Raw genomic sequence first — 16,451 nt, 5'->3', positions numbered from 1 at the left:
GGACTCTGATGCGGACCAGACAGCAAGACCGAGCCTTGTCGACGCGCTCGTGGCGTTTGTGACGTCGCCAAGCTGGCGGGCTGCCCAGGAACTGCTTGACGAAAATCCAGGATTGCTGTCCGCAGACGCCGCCGCGTTGCTGACCGCGCAGGCCGCACTGTTCCGCGACGATGACCCGGCACGCGCGACGAGCCTGGACGAACACCGCGAACTGCTGAACCGCTGCACGGCGGTCGGCGTGGCAGCGGCCTTCGCCGAGAAGCATGCGACCGCTGAGGGTGCCACCATGGAGCCTCCGTCCGGCGCTCCTGCTGAGATCGATGTGCTCGATGACGTTCCCCTCACGCCCACGGTCGAGGACGCACTCGCGCTTGCTGCGGCGGAACGCCTCTCCAACCAGCCAATCGACACAGCAATGCTGCTGGCGGCGTTGTCTCGGATGGACGTGGTTGGGGAGTGGGATCGGCTGCGCCTGCATACACGCGCCCCAGTTGACCTGCCCGGTTTGGGGCTGAGCGATCAGGATGCCGACCCTGGCGGGCGGTGGAAGGGGGTGCCGCTTTCCGGAACGCTTGTCGCGGCCATACGGACGGCCGAAAGGCAGGCCGGCGAGGCCGGTCTACTGCCTGTCCCAGTCGGTCTGCTCGCAGTCGGGCTGGTCGCCGATGACAGGTCGGCAGCGGCCCGCGGCCTGCTCGCCGAGGGCGACCTCGACCATCCGGCGCTGATCGCGTTGCTGGCCGAGACGCTCAGAGTGCCGGAGGACTTGGCCTTCCCGGACCCGGACCCGGACGCGGAGGTCGAGGCCGCGCGCGTGGCCGTTGAGATGGCGCCGCTCGGGCATCCCGACCGGGCAGCGTTTTTGCACGAGTTCAGCTACGCGCTGGCCGTGCGGTTCGATCGGCAGGGGCGGGCTGACGACATGGACTCCGCCGTCGACGCCGCGCTGGCCGCGGTCGACGCTGCCGCGGCCAGCGACCCTGACATCGGTCAGTATCAGCGGACGCTCGGGCACCTCCTGGCCTGCCGGTTCGACCAGCGGGGGCGGCCGGCGGATCTCGACGTGGCCCTGGAGGCGGCTCGCGCGGCGGTCGACGCGATCGATGCCGACGACCCGGATCGTGCCGCGGTGCTGTCGAGCCTCGGAACCTACCTGAGCGTCCGGTATGAACGCGTCGGCGATCTGGAGGACCTGGACCTCGCGATCGACGCCACGAGATCCGCATTGGACGCCACGTCGGACGACGATCCGGATCGGTTTCTGCGCCTGCTCAACCTCGGTGAGTGTCTCGGCTATCGGCTCCAACGCACCGGAGCGCCGGGCGACCTGGCGGCGTTCAGGGTCGCGTCCGCCGCGGTCCGCTCGGAACTAGGGGCACTGCCGGACGGCCATCCGGCCACAGATTTGCTGCCGGCCTGGGACGCGGCGGCGGCCGCTCTCCAAGGCCTCGAGGCCGACCGGTTGGACATGCGTGATCCTGAGTTCGAAGCGGTGCTCCACAACGCTGTGACGACGGTGGGTGCCGTGGCCGGGGATGCGGCCGTGGTCGGGTTGGCCGGCGCGACCCGCATGGTGGGCTTCGCGCGGACTGGTGACGTGGACGACCTGGGGACGGCGATCGAGTCGGTGCGCGGCGCGCTGGCCGAGCTGTCGGATGACGACCCCGCCGAAAACGCGAACCGTGCGCTGATGCTCGCGAACCTCGCGGGCATGCTGCAGGTCCGCTTCGCCGAGACCGGTGCCATGACCGACCTCGAGGAAGCAGTCGACGCGACACGGACAGTGCTTGCCTCGGCCTGGACCACGCACGGCATCCGTGACCTGCTCGAGGCGGGGTTCGCCGAGCTGCTGAAGGTCCGGTTCGAGCACACCGGGGACCAGGCGGATCTGGACGCGGCGATCGCCGCCGGGTTGGGGTCCCTGCGGCGGGTGGCGGCCAGGAGGTCCGCGGACGACGCCTTCGCCCGCGCGGTGGTGGGCGAGGTCGATGCGATCGCCGACGCCCACGAACACGCCGCCACCGGCGATCCGGACGCCCTCAGGTCAGGCATCGAGGCTCTCCACCGGATAGCCGGTCTTCTTCCGGACTTCGCCGAACGCGGTGCGCTTCTCACCCAGTGGGACGGCCTCGTCCAGGACCTCGACGTGGTGGAGAGTGATGACGAGGAGGCTATACGGCGGGTAGCCCAACGCCTGACGGAACAGCTTCCGGCGGGATCAATCCTCCAGGAGCAGACATCGGCGCGGCTGGCCGCGGCCGAGGCGTTCCTCAGGTACGAGGAGACCGAAGGCCCCACTGATCTCGAGGCCRCCATCGACGCGCTGCGGACAGCCCTGGCCCTGGGCCCGGCCGRCCATCCAACGCATTGCCTGCTGGAAGGCGAACTAGGCACGGCACTGCTGGCGCGATTCGAACGCGGCGGCGACCGGGCTGACCTGGACCAAGCCGTCTCGGCTGCCCGGCGAGCGGTGACCCTCGGCCGGGACGAGGCTGTCGAGCACCGTCTCGCACTGCTCACCCTCAACAGGGCACTGACGAGGCGATACGAGACAAGCGGCGACATGCAAGATCTGGAGGACGCGATCGTCGCGGGCGAGGCGGCCCTCGCCGCGACGCCGGACGGCGACCCGCGCCGGGGCATCGCCCTCAACAACCTCGGCACCACCCTGCTCGCCCGATACCAGCACACGGAAGATCCCGACGATATGTCCAGGGCGTTCGACATCTGCCACGCCGCGGTCGTCGCCATGCCGCCGGATCATCCTGACCGTGCCATAGCGCTGACCAACAAGGCAACCGCGCTGACGTTCCGCTACCAGCGGTTCGGTGATCCGGCTGACCTGGACGCCGCGGTCGCCTCCGGCCAGCAGGCTCTCGACAGCGTTCCGCCTGGACATCGCCACCATGCCGGGGTCGCGAACACGCTCGRCACCGCGCTGCGGCTCCGGGGCGAACACACCGGCCGGCGCGAGGACCTGGACGCCGCCGTCGAGCTCGGGCGCACCGCCGCCTCGGCGACGCCTCCGAACCACTCCGGCGACGCAGGGAACGGCGCCGTGCTGATCGGCCTCAGCGGTGCGTTGATCGCTCGGTACCAACAGTCCGGTGACCTGGCTGACATCGACGCGGCGATCGATGCCAGCCGGCGCGCGGCGGCCGCGACGAGCGACTCGCCCGCGCGGACCGTGACGCTGAGTAATCTAGCGACGGCGCTGGCTGCGCGGTTCGAGCGGACGGGCGAGACGGACGACGCGGACGCGGCGGTCGACACGTTCCGCACCGCGCTGTCCGCGACCTCGAACGACCGCGCTACCCGCCTCGACCTGTTGACGAGCCTGGCGACGACGTTGACCGCCAGGTTCACCCGAACCGGTCATCTGGCCGACCTGGAGGCGGGGATCGAGTCCGCCCAGGAGGCGGTGGACAGGACGCCCGAAGACCATCCCGACCTGGGTAGGCGCCTCTCCGTGCTCAGCTCCGCGCTGACCACCCGGCTCAACCACACCGGCGACCTGGTCGACGCCGACGCGGCGGCCGAGGCGGGTCGGGCGGCGCTCGCCCGGATACCTCCTGACAGCCCCTTGCGCCCCAAACTGCTGTCCAATCTGGGCGCGGGCCTGATCGGCCAATACCAGCGATCCGGCGACCCGGTCGACCTGGACGCGGCGATCGAGATTGGACGAGAGGCGATCCAGGTCACCCCGTCTGATCACCCTGACCTGCCAGCAGGGCTCGCGAACGTGGCAGCCATGTTGGCCCTTCGCTTCGAACAGCTGGGCGACCTCGCCGACCTGAACGCCGCGATAGCGATGGCCAGGCGGGCTGTCGCGGTCGCTCCGCTGGAGCATCCTGGGCGCGTCAGCGCGTTGTCCAATCTGGGGAGCATGCTCGTCATACGGTTCGAGCGGCTCAACGACATGGCCGACCTCGACGAGGCTGTCGAAGCCCTTGAGGCTGTGCTGGTCGCCACCCCGGCCAGCAGCCCCAGCCGCGCTGGCGTTCTGGCAGCGTTGACCGCGGCCTTGCGGGCTCGGTTCGCGTGGACAGGCGAGCCGGCAGACCTGGATCGCTCGATCAAGGCGGCCGAGGCGGCACTGGACAGCCCGCTGAGCTATCGGTATCGCTTCGTGGCGCTGAGCGCGATGGCCGGCGCTCTGCTGGCCCGGGCTCACCACACTGGCGAGCCGGCAGACCTGGACGCGGCGATCGAGGCGGGACGGCAGGCTGCCGCTGCCACACGACCAGACGACCCGGGCCGAGTCGTTTCCTTGATCTCCCTCGCTAATGCGCTGCATGTGCGGTCCATCCGGACGGGGCAGCTAGCAGACGTAGACGGCGCGATCGACGCGCTGCGCCAAGCCCAAACCGCCCTGCCCACCGATCATCCTGAACGCAGTCAACTTCTGCTCGTCCTCAGCGGGTCGCTGATGACGCGATTCGACCGCACCCAGCAGTCGGCCGACGCCGACGCCGCGGTCGAGGCCGGTCAACAGGCGGCCTCCGCGCTGCCTGCCGACCACCCCCTCCTGCCCATGGCGGAACTCCACCTGGCCAACCTCCTGATCACCGTTCTGGACAGAAGTCGAGAATCCGATACACCTCACCGCGCGGTCGAAATGTGCCGGAAAGCTGTCACAGCGCTACCAGCCGGACATGCGCATCGCGGTATGGCCGAGATCGTCCTCGCCCGGGCACTGGCTTTCCGTGCGCTTCGTACTGAACGGCTCGAGGACTACGACGAGGCGCTCGAGGCGCTACGCGCGATCACAGAGGCCGCAGCCGAACACGACGCCCAGACGGCGACCGCCCACCTCATCTTCGCCGCGACCCTGCAGTCCCGGTTCGACAAGTTCGGCGACACTGTCGACCTGATGGCCGCCGCCGAGGCATACCGCGAGACAGCGGCGGCCACGGCCGTATCACCGCGACTGCGTGCGCAAGCCGGGCGGCTCTGTGCCCGGTTGTACGCCGACGCCGCGCAGTGGTCGGACGCCGCTGACAGCTTCGACAAGGCGGTCGAACTGGTCGGCCTCGCCACCGCACGCGGACTGAACAGACGCGACCAGGAACACCTGCTCGGACAACTCGCGGGCGGCCTCGGCAGCGCGGCGGCCGCCTGCCACGTGCGGGCGGGCCGGCCAACCCGTGCGCTCGAACTGCTCGACCAGGCTCGCGGCGTGCTGATTAGCCAGGCCCTGGACACCCGCACTGACCTGGCCAACCTCACACACCGCCACCCACACCTGGCAAGCCGGTTCACTGAACTCGCCGACGCGCTCGACCATGACGTCGACGCCGCAGCGCTCCTGACGTTCGAAGTTCCGGAACCTGGCAGAGTCTCGGCGCTCGACCCCGTTGAGGCAGCCCGATGGGCCGCAGAACATCGACGGCGGACCGCCGCCGCCTTCGACGAATTGATCAGTCATGTTCGACGGTTGCCCGGCTTCGAGGACTTTCTGAGGCCGCCAGGCGTCGACTCACTCGCCGCGGCCGCCGCTGACGGCCCGGTCGTGTCCGTCGCCGTCTCCCAGTTCGGCTCGTACGCCTTGATCCTCACCGCGGACGGGTCGGTCAACGCCGTCGCACTGGACGGCCTGACCCCGGAGGCGATTCTTCATCGGGTGCCACCTGTACCCGATGGCGGGGCCAGGGCCCCGGAGGCCGAGAAACAGCTCGTTGACACCCTTGGCTGGCTGTGGGAGGTACTCGCCGCCCCCGTGCTGGAACAGCTTGGTATTTTGGGGTTGCCTCCGGCGGGTCAACCGTTGCCACGAATCCGGTGGTGTCTCTCGGGTCTGCTGTCATTCCTGCCAGTGCAAGCAGCTGGCCACCACCAGACCCGCAGCGATCCGGTCCCAAATACCCTGGTCGACAGAGCCATTTCGTCGTTCACGCCAACCGTTCGCGCGCTCGCGCATGCCCAATTAGCACTGTTCCGCCCTACTGTGGACGCGCCACCCACAGACTCCAGCGGCGGCGACATGCTGGTCATCGCGATGCCCCACACCCCGGGCGTGTCCGATCTGCCTGGGGCGGGCATAGAGACCGATCTCATCAGTCGGCGGTTTCCCGGCCGGGTCAAAATTCTCGCCGCCGAACAAGCGACTCGCGACGCGGTGCTGACCGCGCTGCCGCGCGCGCGGTGGGCGCATTTCGCCTGCCACGGCCAGGCAGATCTGGACGACCCATCGGCGAGCCGGCTGCTGCTGGACGACCATCTAGACCAGCCGCTCACTGTCATGGATCTGGCGCGGTTGCGGCTCACAAATGCGGAGCTGGCCTTCCTGTCTGCCTGCTCCACGGCACGTCCCGGAGGCCGGCTGGCCGACGAGGTGATCCACCTGGCCTCGGCCTTTCAGCTCGCCGGCTACCAGCACGTCATCGGCACGCTCTGGCCCATTCCGGATACCCCATCCATGGCCAACGACATCTACGCGGCGATTGCCGCAGACGGCGACATGGCCGCCGCAGTGCACATCGCAATGCTCCGCGCCCGCGCCCGCGCCCCCCATCGGCCGTCCTGGTGGGCCGCGTACGTGCACAGCGGCGGCTGATTGCGGTCGCCAGGGTCCCTCCGTACTCGGCAGCGAGGAGCTTGACGCCGTGCGCGGCAGAGACCGAACCGAAGACCGGTGTCGCCGTCGCCGCGCCGACTCCCAGGTGATCGGAAAGGGGGGGCAGGCCCTGTACCGTGCCGGTACTTGAATCGGGAAGACGACCTACGGTTTTGCTGCCCGGTCAGACAGCGCAAATGCGCCTATCTCGCCCGATGATTATCGGGCGGGCCGAGGGGATCGCAAGATCAGCGCCGGACCCTGGAGGCGCCGACGCGGTGACCGAGCTTGAGCAGCTCGCCCTGGATCCTCYTGTATCTCCAGGTCCTGTTTTCGGTCGCGAACCGCTCGATGAGCGCGGGCACCTCTGGAGCGATCTGTGGTCGACCGGTCCGGTTCGGGTGGGTCCACTTCCTGGTGACCAGGCGGCGGTGCCAACGTAGAACGGTGCCAGGGGTGGTCAGCCGGTGCAGTCGTAGTCTTCGCGGCAGGAGTCGGATCAGCGCGGCGAGCACGGCCCGGTCCGCCCAGTCCCATCTCGGCCGTGGCTGGGTGCTGCGCAGTACCGCGATCTCGTGCCGAAGCACGAGCAGCTCGATGTTCTTCGACGCTGACGACCGGCAGAGCAGCACGAGCCAGCCACACAGCCGGACGAAGATCAGATAGAGCAGGCGTACGGACACAGGTGACCATCATGCCGACGGCCGGGCTGTCGCATCGGCCCAGCTCACGGGACCAGTCCGACTTGTGGCACCCCACAGGCAGAACAACCGGACCGAGTCCGGTCACAGCAGGCTCAAGGCCAGGCTACGATCCATACGCGGCTGAAACGGCTGCGCTCCGCTCAGACGGTCAGCAGCGGACACGCCTTGTCCAAAACATTCGCCGCGGCCACTACGACCTCGCCATCGGCACCAATCCGCAGCTGCGGCTATCGGTCGCGTCCACCGAGCTTGCCGCGGCGGTCTGATCCTCGAGCTGGCCAGGACCTCCGCGGGCTCCAAGCTCTCCCAAATGCAACAGACCGGCTCGGGCAATGTTCAACGGATCGGCCCGGACACATACGATATCGCGATCGGTGCGGCGGTAATTCGGTCGCGACGAAGCCTAGACAACGTGAGGACGGCCGTGGACTCGACATCACGTGCTGCGAGCGATACGCGGCGAACGGTAGACGAGCGGGAGTTGCTGTCGCGGGCCGGTCTCGCTCGGTTCGTTCTCGCGGCGGGGCTGGTGTCGTTCGCGTCGTGGCTGACGATCTGGTGTGCGGTCGGCACAGCGATCGCCACCGCGCTGATCCTGATTCTGATTTACTGTTGCTGGCGCACTGCGGCAACCGCTGTAACGCTCCCCGGGGTTTCGCAGGTTCCGCGGTCGTCGACGTGGCGCCTCCGGAACTACGCGCAGCCCGTGCGATTCTTGTGGGTTCTGCTTGCCGTCGCCGCGATGCTGGTAACCGCCCTCGTCTACCGCGAACTGCTCGGTGGAACGTTCATTCTGGTCGTGGCCGTTTGCGGAATCCTGCTCACGTCGCTCCTAATCGCCGGGGGCTTCGAGAGCCCGTTGCCCTCGGCCGTCTCCGAGGCCAGGCGCCGCGACTGGAGACGGCTACTCGAAAGTGGCACACGGCGCCGCGTCGTCCGCAGGTGCAGTGTCGTGGCGGCGGTAAGCGCGTTCGCGTTCGCCCTGATGGCCCGAGTGCTCGTGTTGACGGCACGCCAGCGATTGGAGCAGGGCGTCCGCCCCGGAGCCAGTCGAATCTACTACGACGCGGTGGCGATCACGCGGTGGCTCGACGACGCACTCACTGGCGCGCCGGCCGGCTCGGTCCTGCAACGTTGGGCCTGGCCGGCACTGGTGAGCGGATTTGTCTTCGCCGGCAGTCTCCTGGCGTCGACGGCATTCCTACTCGCTGCCCGAGCGGTCCTGTCCCGTTCCGCTGGCCTCCATACCCGCACGCCGGAGAATCTGCGCTCAAGGCCTGAAAGTGCGGCCCCGAGCGTCAGCTCGGAGGCGCGTGGGAAAAACGAGGCGTACTTCGGACTCTGGCCGATGGTCCGGGCTTGGAGAGGCACGGCTCTTTTCAACAGTTCGATAGCAACCGGAGACAGCGCCCACTTGGACAGGGCAATAGTCCTGCTACGACGGTCGTCCGGGGTGCCGCCTGCCGGCCATCCTGACAGGGCTATGTTCCAGTCCTACCTCGGCGCCGCCTTGCGCCTCCGGTTCGAGCGGACCGCCAGGCAGCCGGACCTCGACGAAGCGATCAGCATCGGCCGAGAGGCGGTGGCAGCCGAGGTCGCCGACCTGAAAGCCCGAGCCAGGCACCTTTCGAACCTCGGCATTTCCCTCCAGACGCAGGCAGAGCAGACGGGAGTGCAAGCCGACCTCGACGAGGCGATCGCTGTCGGCCGGGAGGCCGTTGCAGCCGTATCCGCCGACCACCAGGAACAGGCCATGTACCAGTCGAACCTCGGCGGAGCGCTGCGTGTCCGGTTCGACTGGACCGGGCAGCTGGCCGACCTCAATGAGGCGATCAGCAACTGYCGCGCCGCGGCAGCGACGCCGACGGAACACACCTACGGGGCGATGTACAGGAGCAACCTCGGCCTCCTTCTTCGTATCCGGTTCGACCGGACCGGAGCGCAGGCAGACCTCGACGACGCGATCGCCGCGGGCCGGGATGCTGTGGAGACCGCCGGGGTCGACCACCCGGACTGCCCGATGTACTTGTCGAACCTCGCTACGACCCTCCAGACGTGGTTCGAGACGACGGGCGACCTCAGCGCGATGGACGAGGCGGTCAACCTGGACCGCGCTGCGGTCGCCGCCACGTCCCGCGACCACACCAACAGGGCGATGTACCTGGCGAGCCTCGGCCTCGGCCTGCGTGTCCGCTACGACCGGACCGGACTGCTGCAGGACCTCAACGAGGCGATCGTCGTCGGGCGGAGAGCAGCCGCGGCCACCCCTGCCGACCATCCGGACCGCGCCGGGCGGCTGACCTACCTCGGTGCCGCGCTGATCACGCGGCTTGAGGTATCCCGCCGGCAGCCCGACCTCGACGAAGCGATCGCCGTGTACAGGGACGCAGTTAAGGTAGCCACTGCCCCGCCGCGCACGCGCGCGGCGGCGGCACGGGCTTGGGGCCACGTCGCCGCCAGCGAACAACGGTGGCAGTCGGCCGCCGCCGGTTTCGAAGCCGCGGTCGAGCTGCTCGACCGGCTCGCGCCGCGCAGTCTCGCCCGCGACGATCAGGAACACATCCTCGACGAAGTGGAGGGCTTGGCAGCCGACGCGGCGGCCTGCTTCGTGCAAGCCGGACAGCCAGGGCGTGCGCTGGAGCTGTTCGAACAAAGCCGGGGAGTGCTGTTGAGTCAGGCCCTGGACACACGGACCGACCTCACGGTCCTCACCGAGAAGCACCCGCAGCTGGCGGAGCGGTTCATCGCGCTACGCGACAAGGTGAACGAACCGGCCGACAGGTTCGCCTCCGTCGCGGCAGGAAACGGCGGGCAGTACTCGCCCAGTGCCGAGCGGCGTATGGCGACAGTCGCAGCATTCGACCGGCTGGTTGGCGAGATCCGTGAACTTCCGGAGTTCCGCTCGTTCCTCAAGCCAACGCCGATTCAGGATCTGCTTCCGCTGGCGTCCGCGGGGCCGGTCGTCGTCGTCGCCGTCTCCGAGTACGGTTCGTACGCGCTGGCCCTGACCCTCACCGGCGTCGATCCGCTGCCGCTGACGTCCTTGGCGCCGGAGGTGCTGGCCGACAGGGTGGCTGCCTTCCAGGCGGCGTTGAAGGACAGGGCTTCATCGGACAAACGTGTTCGGGAGGCCGCCGAAAGCCGGCTGACGGACATTCTGGAATGGTTGTGGGATGCGGTTGCTGGACCCGTCCTGCGTCAGCTCGGTGTCTCCGGTTCGCCAGCGGACACCGAGAGATGGCCGCGGCTCTGGTGGTGCCTGTCAGGACTCCTGGCCTTCCTGCCGGTACACGCCGCCGGCTACCACGGACCTCGCGGCGACGCCGTGCCGAGGACCGTCCTAGACTGCGTGGTCTCTTCGTACACGCCAACGATTCGGGCGATCGCCTACGGGCGCCGTACCGTCGTCGCTGACGACGACGGCCGGGAAACGGCAGGAGCAGCCGGGCCGTCAATGGTGGCGGTGGCAATGAGCAGTACGCCAGGTGCGAGTGATCTTCCTGGCGTCGACGCGGAGGTCGCCGCGATTAGGGCGCGGTTCGGTGACCAGGTCCGCGTTCTGGCGGGCGTCGAGGCGACCCGGAAAGACGTGCTCGCGGCGCTGCCCGCAGCCCGGATGGCCCATTTCGCCTGCCATGGTTTCTCCGACCCGATGAACCCGTCTGCTAGTCACCTGCTCCTGCAAGATCAAGCCCTGAGAGTCGTAGACGTGGCCGAGCTCAGGTTGGACGTCGCGGAATTGGCTTTCCTGTCCGCTTGCTCGACCGCCCGTCCCGGAGAACGACTGACCGACGAGGTCATTCATCTCACGTCCGCGTTCCAACTCGCCGGTTACCGGAACGTGATCGGCACGCTCTGGCCGATCGCCGACCGGCACGCCGTGGACCTCGCCGCCGAGATCTATACCAAACTCGTCTCGGATGGCGACGTAGCAGCGGCACTACATTCGGCGACTCGGTGGTCGCGTACGGCGCGGGGTTGGGACCGGCCGTCGACGTGGGCGTCGCACATTCACAGCGGGCCCTGACCTGGCGGCATGGCATTGCTCGGCGTAGCCGATTCAGGGCGACTCCTCCAGTCGGCGCCGCGTTCTGTTTCTCCGAATGCGCCGTCACCAGCGTCGCGTCGAGATCCACGACCAGGGAGTCGTCGCCAGAGGATTGGGAGTGGATGGCCTGGCCCGCCCGAGGGTCCGAGCAGGAGGGTCCAAATTTCTGCTTGCGGGCGCGAGATTTTACCCCGGGGCCAATTAGGTTGCCAAGCAGCGCCATGTTGCAGGAGGTTGTCTAGCTTGAAGTCACCCGCGGTATCCTCGGCGGCAGTGATCGACTCGAGGGAGAGCGCGATGTGGTTGGGACCAATCCACCCCGGTATTGCGGCGTAAGGCTCGGACGATCATGCCAGCCGACCGCGCCCGAGAAGAAGGCCTCACCGATTCGGAGGTCGTCGCGCTTGCCAAGGCATTCCCCGATCAACCGGCCGCAGTGAGACTGCTACGACGAGGTTCGGTAGGCTTCCCGGAAGATAGGATTCCCTGGGCGATATCGAACGGCTACGAGTTCTGGAGCGAGGTTGGTCGGCTTCTTGAGCATGGGGTTATATCGGGTGGGGCGACAAGGATCCTCGTCGCGGCGGGAATGATTTTTCCGGCGAACTCTGTCTTCGGGCAGGCGGATACAGCGCTAGTGGCCGTCCGGCGCGGCGGTTTCAGACGTCGCCGACCGGGGCCGAAGTTTCTGTTTGCAATAGCTGGAACGACGATTGCGGTCGTGGTTGCTGTCGCCGTGCTCGCCGCATTTTGGTCGGGCGACAAATCTAGGGACCTAGTTCCGAATGGTGTTCGATTCACAGCAGGTGACCCGCAAGTAGAGTATCTCTCAGTTGATGGGATGGCCTTCGAGATGTCGCATGCCGACATGTCGGCGCTAGATGCTGAGGGAAACCGTCGAGTAGACGTGGAAGACTCAGCCTATGCGGAAGCGCACCCCGCTCACCTGGACGTGGGAATCTGTGTTCAGCCCGTCGGGCACACTGCGAAGTACAAGTTTACGGGTCAACGAATGCTTCCGGTTCCTACTGGCGAATGCAAGGACCTGAAGAAGGTGCCGACCGCCTGGTCGAAGCAGTATCCCGTGCCCGAAGACGCTGACCTTGAGAATGGARTTCGATTCACGGTGGTTGGCTCGGCTGCGCAATACATATCGATACGTGGAGCGGTTCTTCCTATCATGGATATCGGGGWTGCTGAAATATTCGATCAACGAGAGGGAAACTATAGTGGAGCGACGGTGGAGAGTGGCTACCTAGATCGACACCGCGGCTCGCTGCCAGATGGAACCGTAATTCGCCCTGCTGGAGGTCTGGAGGTGTCTATTTTCAATGAGTCTTCACGGCATCCGGTGGTCGATGCAAGCCAATGCGGAACGGCGCATCGACCAGTGTATGCTGTGCCGCCAAAATGGTTGGCCACCATCCCGATCGGTGCGGCGGTCGATTGTTAATAACGCGATCTGGGATAGTAAGATCGACAATCGTTTCCCAATTGACGGTCTATCTGTGACCGTCGGCGCGCCGCGAGACGGGCTGGCCTGGCAGTCCTTGGGGGTGGCGGCGTAGCCGCCACCCCCATAGGTGCATGGCGGATGGCGGTGACCCGGAGGGGTTGTACGTGCCGTCCCGTGCGGGTTCAGGTTCGGTCGGCCGTTGGCTGGTCAGCAGGTAGGTCGTTGAGGGGGAGCCGCTCCCGCGAGTGACTCTCTGGTGGAGGCCTGAATCAAATCTAACGATTAGAAGCGAGTTCATGATTKTGTTGGCTGCGTGAATATTCGGCTGCCTACATGTCGACTGTGTAGCGCTCCTTGAGTGGCAYACCTGYGRGCCGCTACAGCGGTAGGCCTCGTTCCACCKCGCGGCTACCAATCCCTCGAGTCGGTGCCGCRCAGYGCGRCGAGGTCGYTGRTGGATTCGATGGTGGCGAGGACGGCGTGGCTGGTTTGACGGTCCCGTGCGGTTTTCAGGTGCACGAGTCTCATCCCCGCGTCGGCCAGGGGCGGAGCGTCCCGCGCATGCCAACTGGTGCCGGTTCAGCCCGCTGGGCAGGCGCAAAGGGGGCGAGGAGCGCGCGGAGTAGGCGAGGGTGGCGGCGCGTTGTGCGGCTTCGGCCGTGTGTTCGGCGCGGCGGAGCAGCGCTTGGCGCGGAGACACGGCGCGTGGCGGCGCGGTGCGCGCCGCGGCCGACGGCGCGATGGGCGCGCTCGGCGCGGATGATGTGGCCGGTTCGGTGCGCGGCGGCGCGTCCAAGGAGTGCGGCGAGCTTGGCGGCGCGGCCCACAGCGCCATGTTTGCCGTCGCGCCCTTGGACTCGGCGGTCCTACGTCTATGCGCTGCCGCCGTTCCGCGCCGATGCAGGCGCGGTTCCTGCCGAACCCGAGCCTCGGCCCGTCGAGCGCGGTGTGGTGGCCGATGCCCATCCGGGCCGTCGCCGGTCTTGCCGGTGGGCGTTCACCACCGCGCGTCGGTCCCGGCTGGTGTTTGTCTGCGTGGACTCGGCTGCSGTGTCTGCGGCTGGGGCCACGGCGGCGGGCGATGCCGTGCTGCGGTCCGCGCCGGCCGGCGCGGTCGGCGCGGCGCGGCTGGGCACGCCGTTGCGCGTTCGGCGCGGTGGGCGTGCCGTTCGCGCCGCTGCCCTGCCGGGCCGAATCTCGACCGTTGCGGCGGCAAGCGTCGCCGGGCCGAGGCGGGGTTCGGCGGTGCGATGTCCCCTCCCACGCCAGGCCTGCGCCGCCCGTTCGGCCCAGGTGAGGCGGGGTCCAGCGGGCGCCGAAGCGCCGATGGTCGCGAGCGCGGTCATGGCGGAGGACATCGCGAACGTCATCGCGTACGACATCGCCGATCGAGATGGCGCTTTCGGGCACCACCGATGACATTGCGAGCGACACCACGCGCGACATCGCCACGCTGTAGGACGCCCGCGTGCATCGCGGACGGTATTGCGAGCGATCCCCGCGCGAGCCGTCACTGGGTGGAGGCTGATGCGCCGTGCATCGCTGGCGCATCGCAGCGTCGTGTCCGGTCTGCCACCGTCCCRCTGGCTACGGTCATCCACAACGGGACTGCCGGGACGGGAGCAGATCATGGTCGTGGCAGTGGTGTTCGACGTCGGCGAGACGCTGCTGGACGACACCCGGGAGTACGGCGCGTGGGCGGACTGGCTCGGCGTTCCTCGGCATACCTTCTCGGCGGTGCTCGGTGCCGTCACCGCGGCGGGCCGTAACAACGTCGAGGCCTTCGCGTACTTCCGCCCCGGCTTTGACCTCGTCACTGAACGGCAGCGACGCGAGGACGCCGGTGTCGGCGAGACGATCGGGGACGCCGACCTCTACCCCGACGTCCGCCCCGCCCTCGCCGAGCTGCGGGCACGCGGCCGTGGGTCGGGATCGTCGGCAACCAGACCGCCAAGGTCGCGCGGCTGCTGCGCGCCCTCGACCTGCCGGCCGACGCGATCGCCACCTCGGGCGAATGGGGCGCCGCCAAGCCCGACCAGGCCTTCTTCGACCGCGTCGCCCAGTTCGCCCCCGCCGACCGGTCCGACATCGTCTACGTCGGCGACCAGCGGGACAAGGACATCCTGCCCGCCCGCAAAGCAGGGATGCGGACCGCGCACATCCGCCGCGGCCCCGCCGGCCACCTGTGGGCCGACCACCCTTCGGTCGTCGACGCCGCCGACTGGCGCATCAACTCACTGACCGAACTACCCGCCCTACTCCGCCCATCGACCTAGACAACTGGCAACGACCCGCGCTGCTGGTGCTTGGCTCCAGCGACGGCCCAGTCACTCGGACCGGTTACATGTCCGGCTCGCAAGGAGTCAGCGAGTGTGGCCGGACCGGGGCGGACCTCCGTAGGTGCTGAGGCCTTCGCGGAGGACATCGCGAGCGTCATCGCGCATGACATCGCTGGTCCGGGCGGCACTCTCGCGCATCGCCGATGACATCGTGAGCGTCACCGCGCGGGTATCGCCAGGCGAGGGTCGGCGTGCATCGCCGGCATCGTGGCCTACCACGTTCGGAAAATGAGCCGGGAGTTCAGGCCCGACGCGACCGCGCCCATCGGAATGGCGGTTCTCGACTGGCTACTTGGGTGTGGCCGGGTGGAGAGGGCGAAAGCGCAGGAGGATCTCCACGTCGCCGTAGGCCTCTGTGAAGCGCAGCCCGGCGGGCAGGCTCGCAAGGGCAGCGGTCAGTTGGGTCACGTCGTCGCCGGGGGCGAACGTGATCTCGACGTCGCCGTCCACGGTCACCCGTACCTTGCTCGGCCCGCCCGTGGGAACGACTGACAGGGGGCCGTCTGCCCACTCGGCCTCGCCGTGGCTCGCGGCTGCGAGATGGCCCTCGCGACTGCCGCCGTCGGGCGTGTCGGTGTCGAATGCCAGTGGCCTGATCAGGCTGTTCGTCAGGCCGTGTCGGCGCGCGTAGGCATGGCCCGCCGCTGGCGATTCGAAGGGCAGATGCACTCCCAGTGCGCTCGCACGCTGTGGATCGGCGAAGTTGACGACGCCGAAAAGATGCTCTTCGTTCGCCCCGTCGGACACGTCGTTCCTCCTCATGGTCGGTCTGTCTGCTGCTGTTCGGCGGTGACGTCGGCCAGAGCCTGCCGATCGCTGGGCTCCGCCCGGCCGGTCGACGGCTAGCCGCGACCGTCGGTATCGGCGTCACGCCGCGACCGCCCTGGACAGCGCAGGTACCGGGGCCGCGCTGGCAAGCCAGCCGGAGATCTGGCCGTGATCGGTGATCTCCCAGGTGACCCGCAGCTGCACCGCCTCGTCGGTCACGACCGACACCAGGTGCGGCACGGCGACCCCATCGGACTGCCAGGCGCAGTGAGGCCGGACCGGGCAGAGCACCACCGGCAGCGGGCCGTGCGCGCTGGCCTCGCGCGCGGCGGCGAGGATGCGGCCGACGGCCAGGGCCAGCCGGGTCAGCGCCGGTGAGACCGGCGACGGACAGCAGACCAGCACCCGTTCCCCGCGCGTTGCGGCCAGCGACCGGGCTGCGCTTTCCGGCGGGAACGGATGCGACGCCACGAATACCRGGCCCCGAAGGGTGCAAGTATGCGGTTCCGCTGGCCAGGAGCTTGATCAGGCGGCTCGTTGGTATTCGTGGAGGAGGCCATCGAGGCGGTCGATGCGTCTG

The 16,451-nt window shown here is 68.2% G+C and carries 6 protein-coding genes and 2 pseudogenes; 5 read left to right on the top strand and 3 right to left on the bottom strand.

The genetic code is table 11. From position 1 onward, the window contains the following. The first annotated feature begins 112 nt into the window (after positions 1-112). Positions 113-6,556, top strand: coding sequence for a CHAT domain-containing protein (locus BCD49_RS32870; protein WP_071042282.1), 6,444 nt, complete (start codon positions 113-115; stop codon positions 6,554-6,556). 248 nt (positions 6,557-6,804) lie between these two features. Here BCD49_RS32870 and BCD49_RS32865 read toward each other — a convergent pair whose 3' ends face one another. Next, entirely contained in the window at positions 6,805-7,239 is a 435-nt protein-coding gene (locus BCD49_RS32865; protein WP_071042281.1) for an integrase, read from the bottom strand. Positions 7,240-7,315: 76 nt separating this feature from the next. On the opposite strand from BCD49_RS32865, the pseudogene BCD49_RS44405 reads away from it, so the two are divergent. The 4 genes and pseudogenes from BCD49_RS44405 to BCD49_RS46590 form a co-directional block, all read left to right on the top strand. Then, a pseudogene (locus BCD49_RS44405) lies at positions 7,316-7,526 on the top strand (DDE-type integrase/transposase/recombinase); the annotation flags it as partial. A gap of 44 nt (positions 7,527-7,570) precedes the next feature. Further along, the gene (locus BCD49_RS32860; RefSeq protein ID WP_083401843.1) at positions 7,571-11,287 is read left to right on the top strand and encodes a CHAT domain-containing protein; all 3,717 of its coding nucleotides are present in this window, start codon (positions 7,571-7,573) and stop codon (positions 11,285-11,287) included. 370 nt (positions 11,288-11,657) lie between these two features. After that, positions 11,658-12,761 carry an effector-associated domain EAD1-containing protein gene (locus tag BCD49_RS43295; RefSeq protein WP_131803606.1) on the top strand — a complete coding sequence of 368 codons (1,104 nt, stop codon included), beginning with the start codon at positions 11,658-11,660 and terminating at the stop codon, positions 12,759-12,761. A 1,632-nt stretch (positions 12,762-14,393) separates the two neighbouring features. Continuing rightward, positions 14,394-15,040, top strand: a pseudogene (locus tag BCD49_RS46590) (HAD family hydrolase). 351 nt (positions 15,041-15,391) lie between these two features. Here the strand turns inward: BCD49_RS46590 and BCD49_RS32850 are convergent. Both BCD49_RS32850 and BCD49_RS32845 read right to left on the bottom strand, forming a co-directional pair. Continuing rightward, the gene (locus tag BCD49_RS32850) at positions 15,392-15,850 is read right to left on the bottom strand and encodes a hypothetical protein (protein WP_007513540.1); all 459 of its coding nucleotides are present in this window, start codon (positions 15,848-15,850) and stop codon (positions 15,392-15,394) included. 120 nt (positions 15,851-15,970) lie between these two features. Then, positions 15,971-16,342, bottom strand: coding sequence for a hypothetical protein (locus BCD49_RS32845; RefSeq protein ID WP_007513538.1), 372 nt, complete (start codon positions 16,340-16,342; stop codon positions 15,971-15,973). Positions 16,343-16,451 lie beyond the last annotated feature (109 nt).

It is taken from the genome of Pseudofrankia sp. EUN1h (assembly GCF_001854645.1).
GTDB lineage: Bacteria > Actinomycetota > Actinomycetes > Frankiales > Frankiaceae > Pseudofrankia > Pseudofrankia saprophytica.
This window is presented reverse-complemented; position numbering and strand designations above follow the sequence as displayed.